15 protein-coding genes are annotated in these 15,375 nt (G+C 72.1%); 8 read left to right on the top strand and 7 right to left on the bottom strand.

Features of this window, described 5'->3' with window-relative positions:
* Positions 1 to 2: 2 nt before the first annotated feature.
* From ACFXAE_RS26205 to ACFXAE_RS26230, 6 genes are all read right to left on the bottom strand, one after another.
* Positions 3 to 2,507: an FtsX-like permease family protein gene (locus ACFXAE_RS26205; RefSeq protein ID WP_384719078.1), complete on the bottom strand. Its 2,505-nt coding sequence runs from the start codon at positions 2,505 to 2,507 to the stop codon at positions 3 to 5.
* Positions 2,508 to 2,575: 68 nt separating this feature from the next.
* Positions 2,576 to 3,298 carry an ABC transporter ATP-binding protein gene (locus ACFXAE_RS26210; RefSeq protein WP_384719146.1) on the bottom strand — a complete coding sequence of 241 codons (723 nt, stop codon included), beginning with the start codon at positions 3,296 to 3,298 and terminating at the stop codon, positions 2,576 to 2,578.
* 86 nt (positions 3,299 to 3,384) lie between these two features.
* Entirely contained in the window at positions 3,385 to 3,816 is a 432-nt protein-coding gene (locus ACFXAE_RS26215; RefSeq protein WP_384719080.1) for a hypothetical protein, read from the bottom strand.
* Positions 3,817 to 3,986: 170 nt separating this feature from the next.
* Complete coding sequence (locus ACFXAE_RS26220; protein ID WP_384719082.1) at positions 3,987 to 4,661, bottom strand: response regulator; 675 nt, start codon at positions 4,659 to 4,661, stop codon at positions 3,987 to 3,989.
* Positions 4,658 to 5,899 carry a sensor histidine kinase gene (locus ACFXAE_RS26225; protein WP_384719084.1) on the bottom strand — a complete coding sequence of 414 codons (1,242 nt, stop codon included), beginning with the start codon at positions 5,897 to 5,899 and terminating at the stop codon, positions 4,658 to 4,660. Before ACFXAE_RS26225 ends, ACFXAE_RS26220 begins: the two co-directional genes overlap by 4 nt.
* A 179-nt stretch (positions 5,900 to 6,078) precedes the next feature.
* Complete coding sequence (locus ACFXAE_RS26230; RefSeq protein WP_384719086.1) at positions 6,079 to 6,393, bottom strand: hypothetical protein; 315 nt, start codon at positions 6,391 to 6,393, stop codon at positions 6,079 to 6,081.
* 232 nt (positions 6,394 to 6,625) lie between these two features.
* Between ACFXAE_RS26230 and ACFXAE_RS26235 the strand changes: the two genes are divergently transcribed.
* From ACFXAE_RS26235 to ACFXAE_RS26270, 8 genes are all read left to right on the top strand, one after another.
* Complete coding sequence (locus ACFXAE_RS26235; RefSeq protein WP_384719088.1) at positions 6,626 to 6,985, top strand: arsenate reductase family protein; 360 nt, start codon at positions 6,626 to 6,628, stop codon at positions 6,983 to 6,985.
* 109 nt (positions 6,986 to 7,094) lie between these two features.
* A complete protein-coding gene (locus ACFXAE_RS26240) occupies positions 7,095 to 7,760 on the top strand; it encodes a hypothetical protein (protein WP_384719090.1) in 666 nt (221 codons plus the stop codon).
* 274 nt (positions 7,761 to 8,034) lie between these two features.
* A complete protein-coding gene (gene glnII / locus ACFXAE_RS26245) occupies positions 8,035 to 9,063 on the top strand; it encodes a glutamine synthetase (protein WP_384719092.1) in 1,029 nt (342 codons plus the stop codon).
* A gap of 316 nt (positions 9,064 to 9,379) precedes the next feature.
* On the top strand, positions 9,380 to 9,931 hold the full coding sequence (locus ACFXAE_RS26250; RefSeq protein ID WP_384719094.1) for a winged helix-turn-helix domain-containing protein: 552 nt from the start codon (positions 9,380 to 9,382) through the stop codon (positions 9,929 to 9,931).
* Between the two features lie 72 nt (positions 9,932 to 10,003).
* Complete coding sequence (locus ACFXAE_RS26255; protein WP_384719096.1) at positions 10,004 to 11,014, top strand: SDR family oxidoreductase; 1,011 nt, start codon at positions 10,004 to 10,006, stop codon at positions 11,012 to 11,014.
* A 68-nt stretch (positions 11,015 to 11,082) separates the two neighbouring features.
* Positions 11,083 to 12,348: a sensor histidine kinase gene (locus ACFXAE_RS26260; RefSeq protein ID WP_384719098.1), complete on the top strand. Its 1,266-nt coding sequence runs from the start codon at positions 11,083 to 11,085 to the stop codon at positions 12,346 to 12,348.
* A complete protein-coding gene (locus ACFXAE_RS26265) occupies positions 12,333 to 12,986 on the top strand; it encodes a LuxR C-terminal-related transcriptional regulator (protein ID WP_384719100.1) in 654 nt (217 codons plus the stop codon). Before ACFXAE_RS26260 ends, ACFXAE_RS26265 begins: the two co-directional genes overlap by 16 nt.
* A 216-nt stretch (positions 12,987 to 13,202) precedes the next feature.
* Entirely contained in the window at positions 13,203 to 14,729 is a 1,527-nt protein-coding gene (locus tag ACFXAE_RS26270; RefSeq protein ID WP_384719102.1) for a DUF1996 domain-containing protein, read from the top strand.
* Between the two features lie 86 nt (positions 14,730 to 14,815).
* Here the strand turns inward: ACFXAE_RS26270 and ACFXAE_RS26275 are convergent, their stop codons facing one another.
* Positions 14,816 to 15,247 (bottom strand): hypothetical protein, encoded by a 432-nt coding sequence (locus tag ACFXAE_RS26275; protein ID WP_384719104.1) that lies wholly within the window; start codon positions 15,245 to 15,247, stop codon positions 14,816 to 14,818.
* Positions 15,248 to 15,375 lie beyond the last annotated feature (128 nt).

Genomic DNA, 15,375 nt, shown 5'->3' on the forward strand with positions numbered 1-15,375 from the left:
GGCTAGTCGCTCTGGCCGACGGCGACCGTCGGTGAGGTCCGGGAGGCGCGGAGGGCGGGCACCATTCCCGCGGCGGCGGTCACCAGGACGAGGGCGGTGAAGACCACCGCGAGTTCGCCTGCCGGGACGCTGAACGGGGCGCTCGTCTCGGCGACACGGACCACCAGCCAGGAGTACGGCACGCCGAGGGCCAGACCGAGGATCCCGCCCAGTACGCCGTAGAGCGCACATTCCACCGTGACCATGCGGTGCACGGCCGCTCCACTGAGGCCCAGGGCCCGCAACAGCCCGAACTCACGCTTGCGTTCGACGACGGTGAGACTCGCCGTGGTCGCGACTCCGGCGACCGCCACCAGGACGGTCAGGCCCAGGACCATGATCACTGTCGTGGCCATCGTCCGCAGGTCCTCCGAGCCCTCGGCCTGTCCGGCCGAGCTCTCGGCGACGACGCGGCCGTCGCCGCGTTCCGGGCCGGTCAACGTGTCGGTGATGGCCCGCTGTGCGCGTATCCGCCCCTGGGAGCCGTCTTCCGAGGCGTTGGCGGTGACCGTGGTGGGCGCGGCGTCCGCTCCCATACGGGTGAGATCCGCGGCGGGGACGAAGAAGTTCCCTCCGTAGGGTCCGGCTCCGGGCAGGGTCGCCGCCACGGTGAGGTCGACGGGGCGGCCCTCGAACTCCAGCGTCACGCGGTCGCCTGCCCGGACGCCGAGCCGGTGGGCGTGGTCGGCGTCCACGACGACGTGGGCGGGGTCGAGGTGGTCGAGGGAGCCGGTACGGGCGGTCAGGCTCACGCCGGAGCGGACGGTGCCGAGGTCGAGGTCGGAGATCGTCGCGCTGCTGGTGCCCTCGACGACCTCCGCCGTACGGAACGCGCTCACGTCGGCCAGTTCGGGGTGAGAGGCCAGATCGGCGGCCAGCGACCGGTCCAGCGACTCGCTGTCCCCCGCGTACAGGGAGAAGTCGGCGGGTGCCTCCACCGCCTGCCGGTAGCGCTCGTAGGCGTTCAGGGAGGCGAGGCAGGTCAGGGTCGAGCCGACCAGGCAGACGCCGAGGGCCACGACGACCGAGACCGAGGCCGCCCTGCCCGGCGCGCCCCCGACGCCCGCGACCGCGAGGCGGCCGGCCGCACCGGTGCGGCGCAGTGGCACGGCGACGGCCGACAGCACCGGCCGGACCAGACGGGGGCCGAGGGCGACCAGGGCCAGGAAGGCCAGTCCGCCCGAGAGCACCACGACGGTCAGCGCCGCGAACCGGTCGTACTCCGTGTCGCCCGGCTGGGGCAGCCCGTCGTACTGCTGCCGGGCGAGGAGCGCGGCGCCCGCCGCGCACAGCAGGCCCAGCAGGGTCCGGCCGACACCACTCACCGCGTCCTCTCCGGACGCCGCGCTGCGCAGGGCTTGCAGCGGGGAGACCCGTGAGGCGCTCAGGGACGGGGCCAGGACCGCCAGGACCGCCAGGAGGCCGGTGCCGAGAACCGTGAGGACGGCCTCCGTCGGCGGGAGGTGGGAGGGGACGGACAGGTCGTGCCCGAACCGCCCGGCGACCGGGGGGACGAGCCGCCCGCAGCCCCAGGCCGCCAGCACACCGGTCGCGCCGGCCAGCAGGCCGACCACCGCTCCTTCGACGACGAGCGCGGCGGCGAGCCGTCGCGGGGTCGCCCCGATGGCGCGCAGCAGCGCCAGCTGGCGTACGCGCCGTGCGAAGACGATGCGGAAGGTGGAGGTCGCGACGAGAACGGCCGCGCCGACGGCGACGGCGAGGAAGACGGTGACCAGCTCCAGGGTGTCCTTCGCCTCCGCCACCGCCTCGTCGGCCTCCTGGTCCCGCGCCTCGTCCCCGGGCCGTACCTGCGCTCCGGCCACCGCCTGCCGGATCCGCTCCGTCAGCTCCGTCAGCTCCGCGGACGCGGAACCGGACGCGGAGGACGCGGTGTCGGTGCGGATGTCGATGCGGGTATAGCCCGACACGCCGAGCAGTTCCCCGAGTCGGGGGCCGGGGGCGTACCCGGTGGGCTCCGTGTCGTTCGTGGCGGTGCTGCGGACGATGCCGCTGACCTCGACCGTCACCCGTCGGGTGCCGTCGCCGTCGGGTTCGGGCTGCAGCAGGGTGAGCGACGCCCCCGGAGCGAGGTCGTACTCCCGCGCGGCCCGCGTGTTGACGGCGAGCCGGCCCGGGCCGGAGGGGTACGTGCCTTTGACCAGCCGGACTTCCGCCAGGGCGCCGGTGCCCGGGTCCGCGGACAGAGCGAGGTAGCGTTCGACGGCGCTGCCGCCCAGCGGGCTGCCGCCGTCCATCCGGCCGACGGCCTCGGTGACCCCGGGCGTCTTCCGGATCTCCCGGAGGCGGGCCTCGCCGATCTCCTCCCCGTCGCCGGGCGTGACCACCAGCGACACCGCTTCGGGGGTGCCGCGGAACTTCTCGACGACGGTCGCGGTGATGATCTGCTGGGCCATCACGGCCCCGAAGACGACGAACGCCGCGATCAGCAGCGACAGTCCGGTCGCCATGAACCGTCCGGGCCGTCTCAGGAGCTCCGCCACCTGGGAGCCCAGAACGGTCGCGCGCCACGGGGTCCTCATCGCCGCCGCCCCCTGACGTCGGTGGCGAGTGCGGCGGCCCGTCCGGAGGGGGCCGCGTGTCCGGAGGGGGCCGCGTGCTCGTCCTTCACGACGCGTCCGTCCGCGAGGGTCAGCACCCGGTCCGCGTACCGGGCGGCCGCGGGGTCGTGGGTGACCATCACGACCGTCTGGCCGAGGTCGTCGACGGACCGGCGCAGCATGGTGAGGACTTCGGCGCCGGCCCGGGAGTCGAGGTTGCCGGTGGGTTCGTCGGCGAAGACCACGGCCGGCCGGGCCACCAGCGCCCGGGCCACGGCGACCCGCTGCTGCTGGCCCCCGGACAGTTCGGCGGGGCGGTGCGACACCCGGTGGGCGATGCCGAGGACTTCGCAGAGGTGGTCCACCAGCTCGCGGTCCGGGCGCCCGCCGGACATGGTGACGGGCAGCACGATGTTCTCGTAGGCCGTCAGCTGCGGCAGCAGGTTGAACGACTGGAAGACGAACCCGATCCGCTTCCGGCGCACCCGGGTCAGCTGCCGGTCGGACAGTCCGGTGATCTCCGTTCCGTCCAGGACGATGCTGCCGGAGGTGACGGTGTCGAGTCCGGCGGCGCAGTGCATCAGGGTCGACTTCCCCGACCCGGAGGGACCGACGACGGCGGTGAACCGGGCGCGACGGATGCCGACGGACACCTCGTCGAGGGCCCGCACCTCGGCGGTGCCCTGACGGTAGGTCTTCACCAGGGCGGTGGCGGTGATGACGTCGTCCGGCGCGTGGCCGCGGGCGGCGGTGTGGACAGCCATGGGGACGGTTCTCGCAATCCGGGTCAGGAGCCGAGCGGCGGCATGGAGAGGGTGACGCCGGAGTCCGAGCAGTGTCCCCGCGCGTCTTCCTGGAGGTTCTTCACGTCCTTCGCGGACGGCGCTTCGGGGGACTTCTTGGCGGTCTCGACCGCCCACCCCTCGTACCGGGAGATCTTGGCTCCGAGGTAGCCGTCCTTCATCTGCGCGCGGCGCTCGTCGCCGGTTTCCCTCCACCACCGCTCCGCGTCCGGCACGGGGCCGGTGGAGATCTCCTCGGCCTCGGTGATGATGCGCTGCGCCAGCCGGCAGTCCTCGGCGGAGGCCTGGCTGAGCTCGTCGCGGTCCTGCCACCAGTACCCCGCCCCGGCGGCCAGGGCCGCGACGATCACGGCCGTGGCCGCGCCGATGACGAGACGGTTCCGCTTGCGGTTCTGCGTGGTGGGCGTGGTGTTCATCGAATCCTCCGGTGTCTTCTCGGCCGCGTTCGGCGACAGTGAGAAGTCTGGAGTTCGGCGGCCCGCCGGACATCGGCCACGCATCCGAGATCGGACGCGGCGGATCTGGCACGCCGGGCGGGGTGGTTCCCGCGCCCCGGGGGGCAGAACCCGGGGGCGCTTCTGCACCCTCAGGGGGAGGGACGGACCAGCCCGGACTCATAGGCGAACACGACGGCCTGGGCGCGGTCCCGCAGGTGCAGTTTGGCCATGAGGTTGCCCAGGTGCGTCTTCACCGTGGCCCCCGCGACGTACAGCTCCGCCGCGATCTCGGCGTTGGACAGCCCTCGGGCGACCAGGGCGAGCACGTCCCGCTCGCGCGCGGTGAGGACGTCCAGCCGTTCGGCCTGTCCGTTCGCCGGTGCCAGCCGGTCCGAGACCCGGTCGAGGAGCAGCCGGGTGATGCGCGGCGCCACCACCGACTCCCCCGCGGCCAGGACCCGGATGGCGTTCACCACCTCCGTGGCGGGGGCGTTCTTCAGCAGGAAGCCGCCGGCTCCGGCGCGCAGCGCCGCGAACGCGTCCTCGTCGTTGTCGAAGGTGGTCAGCACCAGTACCCCGGGCGGGTCGTCCCGCCGCATCAGCTGCTCCGTGGCCTGGATGCCGTCCATGACGGGCATGCGGATGTCCATGATGACGACGTCCGCCTCGACCTTGTGCAGCAGGTCGAGGGCCTCCGCCCCGTTCTCCGCCTCACCGACGACCTCGATGTCGTCCTGACCGGCCAGCACCATGGAGAATCCGGCCCGGATCAGCGGCTGGTCGTCCACCACGGCCACCCGGATCGGCCTGTCTGCCTGCGTCATCGCTTCGTCCTTGTCGGAATCGAGGCACGTACGTGCCATCCGCTGCCGAGCCGGGGGCCGGCCTCGAAGCTGCCCCCGGCGAGTTCCACCCGCTCCCGCATCCCCACGAGCCCGTTCCCTCCGGAGCCCCCGACGCCGCGGCCGGCGAGGGTGCCCGCTCCGTCGTCGACCACGCTGATCAGCAGTGTGTCCTGCTCCTCGTGGAGCCGGATGTCGACCCCGGCCCCGGCTCCGGCGTGGCGGAGCACGTTCGTGAGGCACTCCTGGACGATGCGGAAGGCCGTCATCTCCTCCGCCGGCGACAGCCGTCCTTCGCCGGCCTCGACCGACACGTCCACGGTCAGTCCGGCGGCCCGTGCGCGTTCGGCGACGACCTCGATCTCGTCGAGGGTGACCAGGCGCCGTGGCGGGCCGCCGTCGGCGGAGTCGGCGGAGTCCGGGTTTCCCTCGCGCAGCACCCGGACGATGCGGTGCATGTCGTCGATGGCGTCCCGGCCCGTGGCGGCGATCGTCTTCAGCGCGGACTGGGCCATGTCCGGCGACTTCCGCAGCACGGCCTCGGCGCCGTCTGCCTGAAGGATCATCACGGCCAGGCTGTGCGCCACCACGTCGTGCAGTTCACGGGCGATGTCGGCCCGCTCCCGGGCCGCGGCCAGCCGGACGCGCTGCTCCTGTTCCCGCTGGACGTGCAAGGCGCGGTCCGCCTGGCTCTCGGCGTAGAGCCGCCGCGTGTGCAGGGAGAAGGCCGTCAGCCAGACCGTCAGCGTCAGTCCCCAGAAGGTCAGCAACACCTCGAGATCGACGAACGGCTCGATCCCCAGGGGCGGCATCCCCACCGTTCCGGCCAACGTGGCCAGCAGCACCGTGGCGCCCGCGAGATACGGCATCCAGATGGTCCGGGAATGGTGGACGACCGAGATCATGGCGAACAGCACGGCCACGTTGTACGCGGCGGGCGACGACGCCAGCGGGACGTCGGGCCGGTCGTCCAGGACGAACTGGACGACGGTCAACGCCAGGACGGCCGCCATCACCGTGCCGGGGAACCGTCTGCGGGCCAGCAGGCACAGTGCCATCAGGAAGCCCAGGACCAGGTCGTAGTCCTCGCTGTACTGGTTCGCCGCCATCAAGACGCCCAGCGCCATGGCGATGTCGCAGGCCCGGGCGAAGGCGCGGCCGTACCGGCCGGACAGCGTCATCCAGGACGACGGGACCGGGACCGTCCTCTCCTCAGCCAACCGTCGGACCTTTCTCCTCCGGCAGGGGCGCGACCGTGCGGCCTGCCGACACAAGTGCCGCCGGACCGCGGCGACTTCGGGGTGAGGGCGGCGCCCTCACCCGCCCATACTGCCTCAGCGCGCGGCACAGCGGTGCCGGGCGCCTCACGCACGGAGGTCGCCCGGCACCGGTTGTGAACTCAGCGGTTGTAGCGCATGAACGCGCGCACCATGTGGCACGTGGTGTCCGACGGCGGGTGGACGCCGATCAGTGCCGCCGTGGTGCGGATCTTCTCGTTGCGGGCCTGGCCCGGCAGGTAGACGCCGGAGTCGAGCAGGGCGATGGCGAGCCGCATCGCCTTGAGCCGGCGGTTGTGCGTGACGTACCACTCGCGCGGGCGGCCCGCCGGCAGGGCACGCTTCTCCACCGGGGCGCAGGGCAGTTCGAGCAGCACGGGACGCTTCGCGGTGGACTGGGTGGGCAGGGGCTTCGGCTTCAGTGCGGCAGCGGGCACGGGCATCCTCCTGTCGCGGTCGGGGCGGCCCGCCGGGATCCCCGACGACCCCGGCACCACCCTCGAACACTGCCTCCAGTCTACTGCCCCCCACTGACAATCGGCAGACCCGAAGAAGCCAATAAATGCCCTGGTCGGCACGGGTTTTGACATACCGTCACACCGGTCCCGCGAGACACGCGCACGAGGTCGGGGAATTCGAACAACGGCATGGCGGCGTACCGTGGGCGGCATGGAGATCTGGATCAATCCCGCCTGTTCCAAGTGCCGTAGCGCCATCAACCTGCTCGACGCCGAGGGGGCCGAGTACACCGTGCGGCGGTACCTGGAGGACGTGCCGAGCGAGGACGAGATCCGGGCGGTGCTGGAGCGGCTCGGGCTGGAGCCGTGGGACATCACCCGGACCCAGGAGGCCGTCGCGACGGAGCTGGGGATCGAGGAGTGGGCGCGGGACGCCGGTACGCGGGACCGCTGGATCGCGGCGCTCGCCTCGCATCCCAAGCTGATCCAGCGGCCGATCATCACGGCGGACGACGGTACGGCGGTCGTGGGCCGCACGGAGGACGCCGTACGGGACGCCCTCTCCCGCTGACGACCGTGTGACGCAGGCCACTTCGGCGAGTTGACCCGGCCGCTGAGCAACTCCGTTCGGTATCTCGTACATAGCGCCGTACGCTCCCCTACCTCTTCAGGAGGCGCGCATGTCGCGCAGGAGAACTCTCGGCCCGAAGAAGAAGCTCGCGCTGTTGCTGAGCGCCGCGACGGTGGCGGGAGGCGGGGCCTTCGTCATGGCGACCACGTCGAACGCCGCGCCGCCGCCGACCACCAAGTCGGCGGCGGACTCGACCGTCTGTCAGGGGCTCGCCACCGCGCTCGGCAACAACCAGGAGTTCATCGAGGGCCAGCGGGCCGCCCCCGACGCGCAGTCCGGGGCGCGGATCGCCAACCGCGAGGCGGTCATCGCCCAGATCCGGCGCCAGCAGGAGGCGTCCGGGTGCACGGTGGGGGAGTCGGCTCAGGACTCCCAGGCCGCGCAGCCGGAGCAGCCCGCGCCCTCGCAGCCCGCCCCCTCGCAGCCGGCCGCGGGTGACCAGGGCGGACAAGCCGGCCAGGCCTCCGGCGAGCAGGTGTGCGACGGGTCGACCGTCACCCTCTCCGGCGAGGACGGCGCCCCGGCCGCGTCCAGCAACCAGTTCCCGGCCGGTACGAAACTGAAGGTCACCAACCTGGACAACGACAAGTCCACGACGGTGGAGGTCACCTCGGTGTCCGGCAGCTGCGTGCTGCTCAACAACGCGGCCTTCGAGCAGGTCCGCGAGGCCGGCAAGTTCCTGATCCGCCGGGCGGTGATCGAGAAGGTGGGGTGAGGTCCGGGTTCGTCGCGGATTCCCAGGGCCCGCCGCTCCCCCACCGGGGCGGCGGGCCCGCCCGTGTTCCCCCCGCTTGCAGGCCGCGCCTCCTCGCGCCCACTCACACCGTGCGGCGGGACACAGCAGTGTCAGGTAACACGGGGTTCACATTCGGGCAATGGCCGGGAAATCGCCTGTTGACAGGCTGCGTGGCATCGACGGCGGCGCCCCAGTGCCGCAGCGCCGCAGCACCCGCACAAGCGCCCAGACCCACCCCCGAAGGATGTGGACCGTGAGCTTCAAGGCCGAGTACATCTGGATCGACGGCACCGAGCCGACCGCCAAGCTGCGGTCCAAGACGAAGATCCTGGCCGACGACGCCAAGGGCGCGGAGCTGCCGATCTGGGGCTTCGACGGTTCCTCCACCAACCAGGCCAAGGGTCACAACTCCGACCGCGTCCTCAAGCCGGTCTTCGTCTGCCCGGACCCCATCCGCGGCGGCGACGACGTCCTGGTGCTGTGCGAGGTCCTGAACACGGACATGACGCCGCACGAGACCAACACCCGTGCCGCGCTGGCCGAGGTCGCCGGGAAGTTCACCGCGCAGGAACCGGTCTTCGGCATCGAGCAGGAGTACACCTTCTTCAAGGGCGCCCGCCCGCTCGGCTTCCCCGAGGGCGGCTTCCCGGCCGCGCAGGGCGGCTACTACTGCGGTGTCGGCTCGGACGAGATCTTCGGCCGCGACGTCGTCGAGGCGCACCTGGAGAACTGCCTGAAGGCGGGCCTCGGCATCTCCGGCATCAACGCCGAGGTCATGCCCGGCCAGTGGGAGTTCCAGGTCGGCCCGCTGGCCCCGCTGGAGGTCTCCGACCAGCTGTGGGTGGCCCGCTGGCTGCTCTACCGCACGGCCGAGGACTTCGAGGTCTCCGCCACCCTCGACCCCAAGCCGGTCAAGGGCGACTGGAACGGCGCGGGCGCGCACACCAACTTCTCCACCAAGGCGATGCGCGAGGGGTACGACGCGATCATCACCGCGTGCGAGTCGCTCGGTGAGGGCTCCAAGCCGCTGGACCACGTGAAGAACTACGGCGCCGGCATCGACGACCGTCTCACCGGTCTGCACGAGACCGCCCCGTGGAACGAGTACTCCTACGGCGTCTCGGACCGCGGCGCCTCGGTCCGCATCCCGTGGCAGGTCGAGAAGGACGGCAAGGGCTACATCGAGGACCGCCGTCCGAACGCCAACGTCGACCCGTACGTGGTGACCCGTCTGCTGGTCGACACGTGCTGCACCGCGCTGGAGAAGGCCGGCCAGGTCTGACCCGTACCTCAGCCGCGAGGGGCGTCCACCGCCGGGTGGGCGCCCCTTCGCGTTGTCCGAGCGGTGAGAGGGGGCTCCTGCCGGCCGTGGGTGTCTGCTTCAATGGACGCATGGCCGGCTTCCGCAGATACGACGCGACGGGTCGCCGTGACCTCGAGCCGTTCTGGCCCTCCCGTCAGCACCACGACTTCGACCGGGTGTGTTGTCGCGCGACGAACGCGCCGGCCCTCTGAAACCCGGACTTCTCCCGGCCTTCGGCCGCCGCGCACCGCGTACGTCTTCGACGAACTCCTTCGCGCGAAAGAGCTGACGACTCATGGCGACCACCCGTTCCCTGCCCTCCGCGTCCCCTGCCGCTTCCGCTCACCCCCGGCTGCGTGCCGTCGACCGGGACGAGGTGGTGACCGTCGCGGATCTGCTGCCGCCGGGCGCCACCTGGCTGCCCGCGCCGCAGCACGCCCTGCCCGTCCTGCCCGGCCGCCCGCCGATGGTCGGCTACCTGGTGCTGGTCCCCGCCGACCAGCAGCCGCCGTTCCCGGTCGCGGTGGCGGAGCCGGCCGGGCAGCCCGGCGGCGATCCACTCATCCACGTCGACACCGCGCAGCGCACCGCCCACGTCGACGGACGGCAACTCGAGCTCACCTACCTGGAGTTCGAGCTGCTCGCCCATCTCGTGGCGCACCCGGGCCGGGTGCACACCCGGGACCACCTGGTCGGCACGGTGTGGGGCTACGGCCATGTCGGCGACGGCCGTACCGTCGACGTCCACATCGCCCGGCTGCGCCGCAAACTGGGCGCCGGACACCGGGACACGATCCGCACCGTACGCCGGGTCGGCTACAAGTACGTTCCGCCGACCGGGCGCTGAGCCGTCTGCGGCCGGTCTGCCGACAGCAGATTCCCGTTCCCTTGTGCCGCCCCGCCGGGCAGAGTCACCGGTATGAGACTTCTGATGCTGGGTGGTACGGAGTTCGCGGGCCGGGCCGTCGTCGAGGCGGCCCTCGGGCGGGGCTGGGAGGTGACCGTCTTCCACCGGGGACGGCACGAGGCCCCGAAGGGCGCGCGGACGCTGCTGGGCGACCGCACCGCGCCCGGCGGTCAGGCCGCGCTCGCCGAGGACCCCGGCGAGTGGGACGTCGTCGTCGACACCTGGTCGGCCGCACCGCGCGCGGTGCGGGACGCGGCGCGGCTGCTGCGGGGCCGCGCCGGGCGGTACGTGTACGTGTCGAGCTGCTCGGTGTACGACTGGGCCCCGCCCGCCGGGTACACCGAGCAGGCGCCCGTGGTGGAGGGCGCCCGCGCCGACGCGGACCGCACGGACTACGCGCGGGACAAGCGGGGCGGTGAGCTGGCCGCCGTGGACGCCTTCGGCGCGGACCGGTCGCTGCTGGTGCGGGCGGGGCTGATCCTCGGGCCGTACGAGAACGTGGGCCGGCTGCCCTGGTGGCTGAACCGGATGGCGCGCGGCGGCCCGGTCCTCGCGCCCGGCCCGCGTGACCTGCCGCTCCAGTACGTCGACGTCCGCGACCTCGCGGAGTGGATCCTCGGGGCGGCACAGCGGGAGCTGAGCGGGCCGTACAACCTGATGTCGCCGCAGGGGCACACCACGACGGGCGAGCTGCTGGAGGCGTGCGCCGGAGTGACCGGGGGCACGGCCGAACTGCGGTGGACCGCTCCGGAGGTGATCCTCGAGGCGGGGATCGAGCCGTGGACGCAGCTGCCGGTGTGGGTGCCGCCGGGCAGCGACCTGCACGACGCGCTGCACTCGGCGGACGTCTCCCGGGCGGTCGCCGCGGGGCTGCGCTGCCGTCCGGTCGCCGAGACCGTGGCCGACACCTGGGCCTGGCTGCGGGACATCGGCGGCACCGCGCCCCAGCGCCCGGACCGGACCGGCAAGGGGCTCGATCCAAAGGTGGAGGCGAAGGTGCTGGGGACCACCGGAGAGGTGTAGGTGACACCACCCCGCGGCCGGGTGCCCGGCCCAGTGCCCCACCCGTCCCGCCCCGCCAGACTTGTGCCATGACCACCGACACGAAGAACGGCCAGGGACGGACCAAGGGACGGGGCATCGCGCTCGCCGCGATACGGGGGCTGGCGCTCGCCCTGGTGGCGCTGCCGGGGGCGGTGCTGTGCTTCGTGCTGTCCGCCGTGTCCATCGCGCTGATACCGATCGGCGTCGGCATCGTCACCACCCCGTACGTGCTGAGGGGGGTGCGGGCGTTCGCGAACTGGCGGCGGGTGCTGGCGGCCGAGTGGGGCGGGGTGCGGATCCCGCCGTCGTACCGGCCGGTGCCGAAGGACGCCAACCCGTGGGGGCGGACGTTCGGGATGCTGGGCGACCCGGCGACCTGGCGGGATCTGCGGTGGCTGCCCGTCGACATGACCGCCGGTTTCGTCACCGCGCTGCTGCCGTTCGCGCTGCTGGTCTACCCGCTGGAGGGCATGGCCATCGCCGTCGGGCTGTGGCGGGTGCTGCCCGACGGGTACTGGTACGGCTTCGTGCGGGTCACGGACCAGACGTCCGCGCTCGGCGCCGGCGTGCTCGCCCTGGCCCTGCTGTTCTTCGCGCACTTCGTCACCCCGCGCCTGCTGCATGTCCACTTCCTGCTCACCCGGGCCGTCCTCGGCTCGCCCCAGGGGGAGCTGACCGAGCGGGTGCGGGTGCTGACCGAGACCCGGCGGGACGCCGTGGACACCTCCGCCGCCGAACTGCGGCGCATCGAGCGGGATCTGCACGACGGGGCGCAGGCGCGGCTGGTCGCCATGGGCATGGACCTCGGGACGATCGAGGCGCTGATCGAGAAGGACCCGGCGAAGGCGCGTGAGCTGCTGACGCACGCCCGGCAGTCCTCCGCCGAGGCGCTGACCGAGCTGCGGGAGCTGGTGCGCGGCATCCATCCGCCGGTGCTGGCCGAGCGCGGGCTCGGTGACGCGGTGCGGGCGCTGGCACTGCGGCTGCCGGTGGCCACGGAGGTGACCGTGGAGCTGCCCGGACGGGCCGAGGCGCCGGTGGAGTCGGCCGCGTACTTCGCGGTGAGCGAGGTGCTCACCAACGCGGTGAAGCACTCCGGCGCGGACCGGATCTGGGTCGACCTGCATCACGCCGGCGGTCATCTGCGGGTGACGGTCACGGACAACGGCAAGGGCGGCGCGGTGACCGGGGCCGGTTCGGGACTGACCGGAGTGGAGCGGCGACTGGGTACATTCGACGGCGTCCTGGCCGTCAGCAGCCCCGCCGGCGGCCCCACCATGGTCACCATGGAGATGCCTTGCGCGTTGTCCTAGCCGAAGACCTGTTCCTGCTGCGCGACGGACTCGTCCGGCTCCTGGAAGCACACGACTTCGAGATCGCGGCGGCCGTGGAGTCCGGGCCCGAGCTGGCCCGGGCGCTGGCCGGGCTGGATCCCGACGTCGCCGTGGTCGACGTACGGCTGCCGCCGACGCACACCGACGAGGGGCTGCAGTGCGCGCTTCAGGCCCGCCGCAGGCGGCCGGGGCTGCCGGTGCTGGTGCTCTCGCAGCACGTGGAGCAGTTGTACGCGCGGGAGTTGCTGGCGGACGGCAGCGGTGGAGTGGGCTATCTGCTGAAGGACCGGGTGTTCGACGCGGAGCAGTTCGTGGACGCGGTACGGCGGGTGGCGCAGGGAGGTACGGCGATGGACCCACAGGTGATCCAGCAGCTGCTGGCGCGGCAGTCGGGCGACGACCGGCCGCTGGCGCGGCTGACGCCCCGGGAGCGGGAGGTGCTGGAGCTGATGGCGCAGGGTCGGACCAACGCGGCGATCGCGGCCCGGCTGGTGGTGACGGAACGGGCGATCGCGAAGCACACCGCGAACATCTTCGCCAAACTGGGCCTTGAGGTCTCGGACGACGACAACCGGCGCGTGCTGGCGGTTCTCGCGTATCTCGACCACGGCCGGTGAAACCGGACCCGCCTCTTCACCCCGGGTGGGCGACCAACAACTCCCGGTGCTCCATGGGCTGTTGAAACCAGTGTGGCCGTACTGACCTCCCATCGATTTCCGAGACGGGTGAACACCCGCGGGGCGGCTCCCGTACTCAAGGGAGCCGCTTCACTCCTGCCGGGCCGCTCGACGCCCCGCAAAGGTGCCCCCGTAAGGAAGGTCAAGAGGATTTCCATGGGACGCAACACAAGAAAACGCCGTATGCCGCTGGCCACCAAAGTGACAGCCGGGGCGGCGGCCCTGGCGCTCGGTGGGGGCGGGCTGGTCTGGGCGAACTTCTACGCCTCGGCACACGAGGACGGAGGCCACAACCGGACGAAGTCGAGGGGGGCACAGGTCGCCACGATCAACTGCCCCGACGTCGGCCAGAAGCTGACAAAGGTGCCGAGGAAGGCGCGCAGGGGCGTGGCGAGGGAACTGGCCCTGCTGGACCGGCAGATCACGGACGCCTACACGCGTCTCGCGGAGACGCGCCAGGCCCAGGCGGGAGATGCCGGCTACGTCGACAACGCCATCCTCGGACCGCTGAAGTCCAAGCGGACGGCCACCCTGGACCGTATCGGCATCAACATCAACCGCGCGGGCGGCACGGCACCGCGCGGCCTCGGCCGGTTCGCGCAGTGCCAGGGCGTTCCCGTCGAACAGCCGGACGGCAACGACGGCGACGGCCAGGACCAGGGTGACGGCGGCCAGGACCAGGGTGAAGGCGGCCAGGACAACGGCCAGGACCAGGGTGACGGCGGTCAGGACCAGGGCAACGGCGGTCAGGCCGACAACGGCCCCGTGGCGGACGACTTCATCGACATCGAGGACGTCCAGCCGAACTCCCGCAACCTGCCCAACGGCCTGGCCGCGAACGGCGACGGCGGTTCGACGGGCAGCTTCACCACCGAGTGCGGCACCAACGAGAACGCGCTCCGCAACTCGGACAACGTGATCGTCGCTCCCGGTGTCAGCAACGGCGCCCAGCACCAGCACGACTACGTCGGCAACCAGGCCAACACCGCCTTCGCGAGCGACGAGGACCTGGCGAACGGCGAGACGACCTGCCAGAACCAGGGCGACCGGTCGACGTACTTCTGGCCGGTCCTGCGGATCCAGGACGGCACGCAGGACATCGACCAGGACCAGCCGGGCGGCGGGCAGGACGGCAACGTCGGCAAGATCGTCGCGCCCACCGACGTGGAGCTGAAGTTCGTCGGCAACCGGACGAGCGACGTCGTCGCCATGCCGACGGCCCTGCGCATCATCACCGGTGACGCGAAGGCATTCACCAACGGCCTGAACAACGCCAACACCGCTTGGAGCTGCACCGGCTTCGAGGACCGGCAGGTGACGGACAAGTACCCGGTCTGCCCCGAGGGCAGCAGCGTGGTCCGGACGTCCGCCTTCCAGAGCTGCTGGGACGGCCAGAACATCGACAGCGCCAACCACCGCACGCACGTCGACTTCGTCGAGGCGGACGGCACCTGCTCGAACGGCTTCCAGGCCATCCCCCAGCTCCAGGTCCGCCTGGTCTACGACAACATCCCGGCCCCGCGGATCGAGAACGGGCAGGTCGTGAACCCGTTCGCGGTGGACTCCTTCCCGGAGCAGCTGCACAAGCCGATCACCGACCACAACGACTTCATCAACTTCTTCGACGAGGACCTGATGAACGAGATGGTCGAGTGCATCAACAGCGGCCAGGACTGCCAGTAGTCCGGTAGCGGGAAGAGGCCGGCGGTGGGATCCCCCACCGCCGGCCTCTTCGTTCCCCCCGAAGGTTCCGCCCGCAGCCGCCGGGGTCAGCCGTGGTGACCGCCCTGGTTGTGGCTGCCGCCGGGGTTCATGTGCTCGGAGCCTTCCTCCATGGTCCCGCCGAGCGTGCTCCGCAGGGCCGTGACGGTCCGCTCCTCGCCGACGGCCACCCACTTGCGGCCGACGAGGTAGTAACCGCCGTAGTCCTTGGCCGTGTTGAGCCACTCACGCTGGCCGCGGTCGGTGGAGAAGGTGGCGAGGACGTACTTCTCGTCGCCCTTCTCGCACAGCGCCTGGCGGATGGTGTCGGCGTCGGTCTGCATGTTCGGCTCGCACTTCGCCTCGGCGGCCAGATGCTCCAGGCTGCCGGTCGCGGTGGGTGGCACGCCGGCCTTCCCGTCACCGCCGGTTCCGCAGCCCGCCAGCGCCAGGGCCGCCACCGCGCCGGTCAGCGCGAGCATCGGTCGGGTCACCCTCATGTGTTCCTCCGGTTCCTGACGGCGACATCGTGACGGCGACACGCCGCACGGAGCCCCGCCCGGGGCCCTCGACCATCGATACGGCCACGATGCCTCCGGCGCTCAACGACCGCGCGGATCAGGTGACC

This window comes from Streptomyces sp. NPDC059454 (assembly GCF_042749965.1).
In the GTDB taxonomy this organism is placed as follows: Bacteria; Actinomycetota; Actinomycetes; order Streptomycetales; family Streptomycetaceae; genus Streptomyces.

Bases quoted from the DNA above. Each gene is read 5' to 3' on its own strand.
- ACFXAE_RS26270 (WP_384719102.1), top strand. From the start codon at position 13,203: ATGGGACGCAACACAAGAAAACGCCGTATGCCGCTGGCCACCAAAGTG.
- ACFXAE_RS26220 (WP_384719082.1), bottom strand. From the start codon at position 4,661: ATGACGCAGGCAGACAGGCCGATCCGGGTGGCCGTGGTGGACGACCAG.
- ACFXAE_RS26240 (WP_384719090.1), top strand. From the start codon at position 7,095: ATGTCGCGCAGGAGAACTCTCGGCCCGAAGAAGAAGCTCGCGCTGTTG.
- ACFXAE_RS26255 (WP_384719096.1), top strand. From the start codon at position 10,004: ATGAGACTTCTGATGCTGGGTGGTACGGAGTTCGCGGGCCGGGCCGTC.
- ACFXAE_RS26275 (WP_384719104.1), bottom strand. From the start codon at position 15,247: ATGAGGGTGACCCGACCGATGCTCGCGCTGACCGGCGCGGTGGCGGCC.
- ACFXAE_RS26250 (WP_384719094.1), top strand. From the start codon at position 9,380: ATGGCGACCACCCGTTCCCTGCCCTCCGCGTCCCCTGCCGCTTCCGCT.
- ACFXAE_RS26205 (WP_384719078.1), bottom strand. From the start codon at position 2,507: ATGGCGACCGGACTGTCGCTGCTGATCGCGGCGTTCGTCGTCTTCGGG.
- ACFXAE_RS26260 (WP_384719098.1), top strand. From the start codon at position 11,083: ATGACCACCGACACGAAGAACGGCCAGGGACGGACCAAGGGACGGGGC.
- ACFXAE_RS26235 (WP_384719088.1), top strand. From the start codon at position 6,626: ATGGAGATCTGGATCAATCCCGCCTGTTCCAAGTGCCGTAGCGCCATC.
- ACFXAE_RS26215 (WP_384719080.1), bottom strand. From the start codon at position 3,816: ATGAACACCACGCCCACCACGCAGAACCGCAAGCGGAACCGTCTCGTC.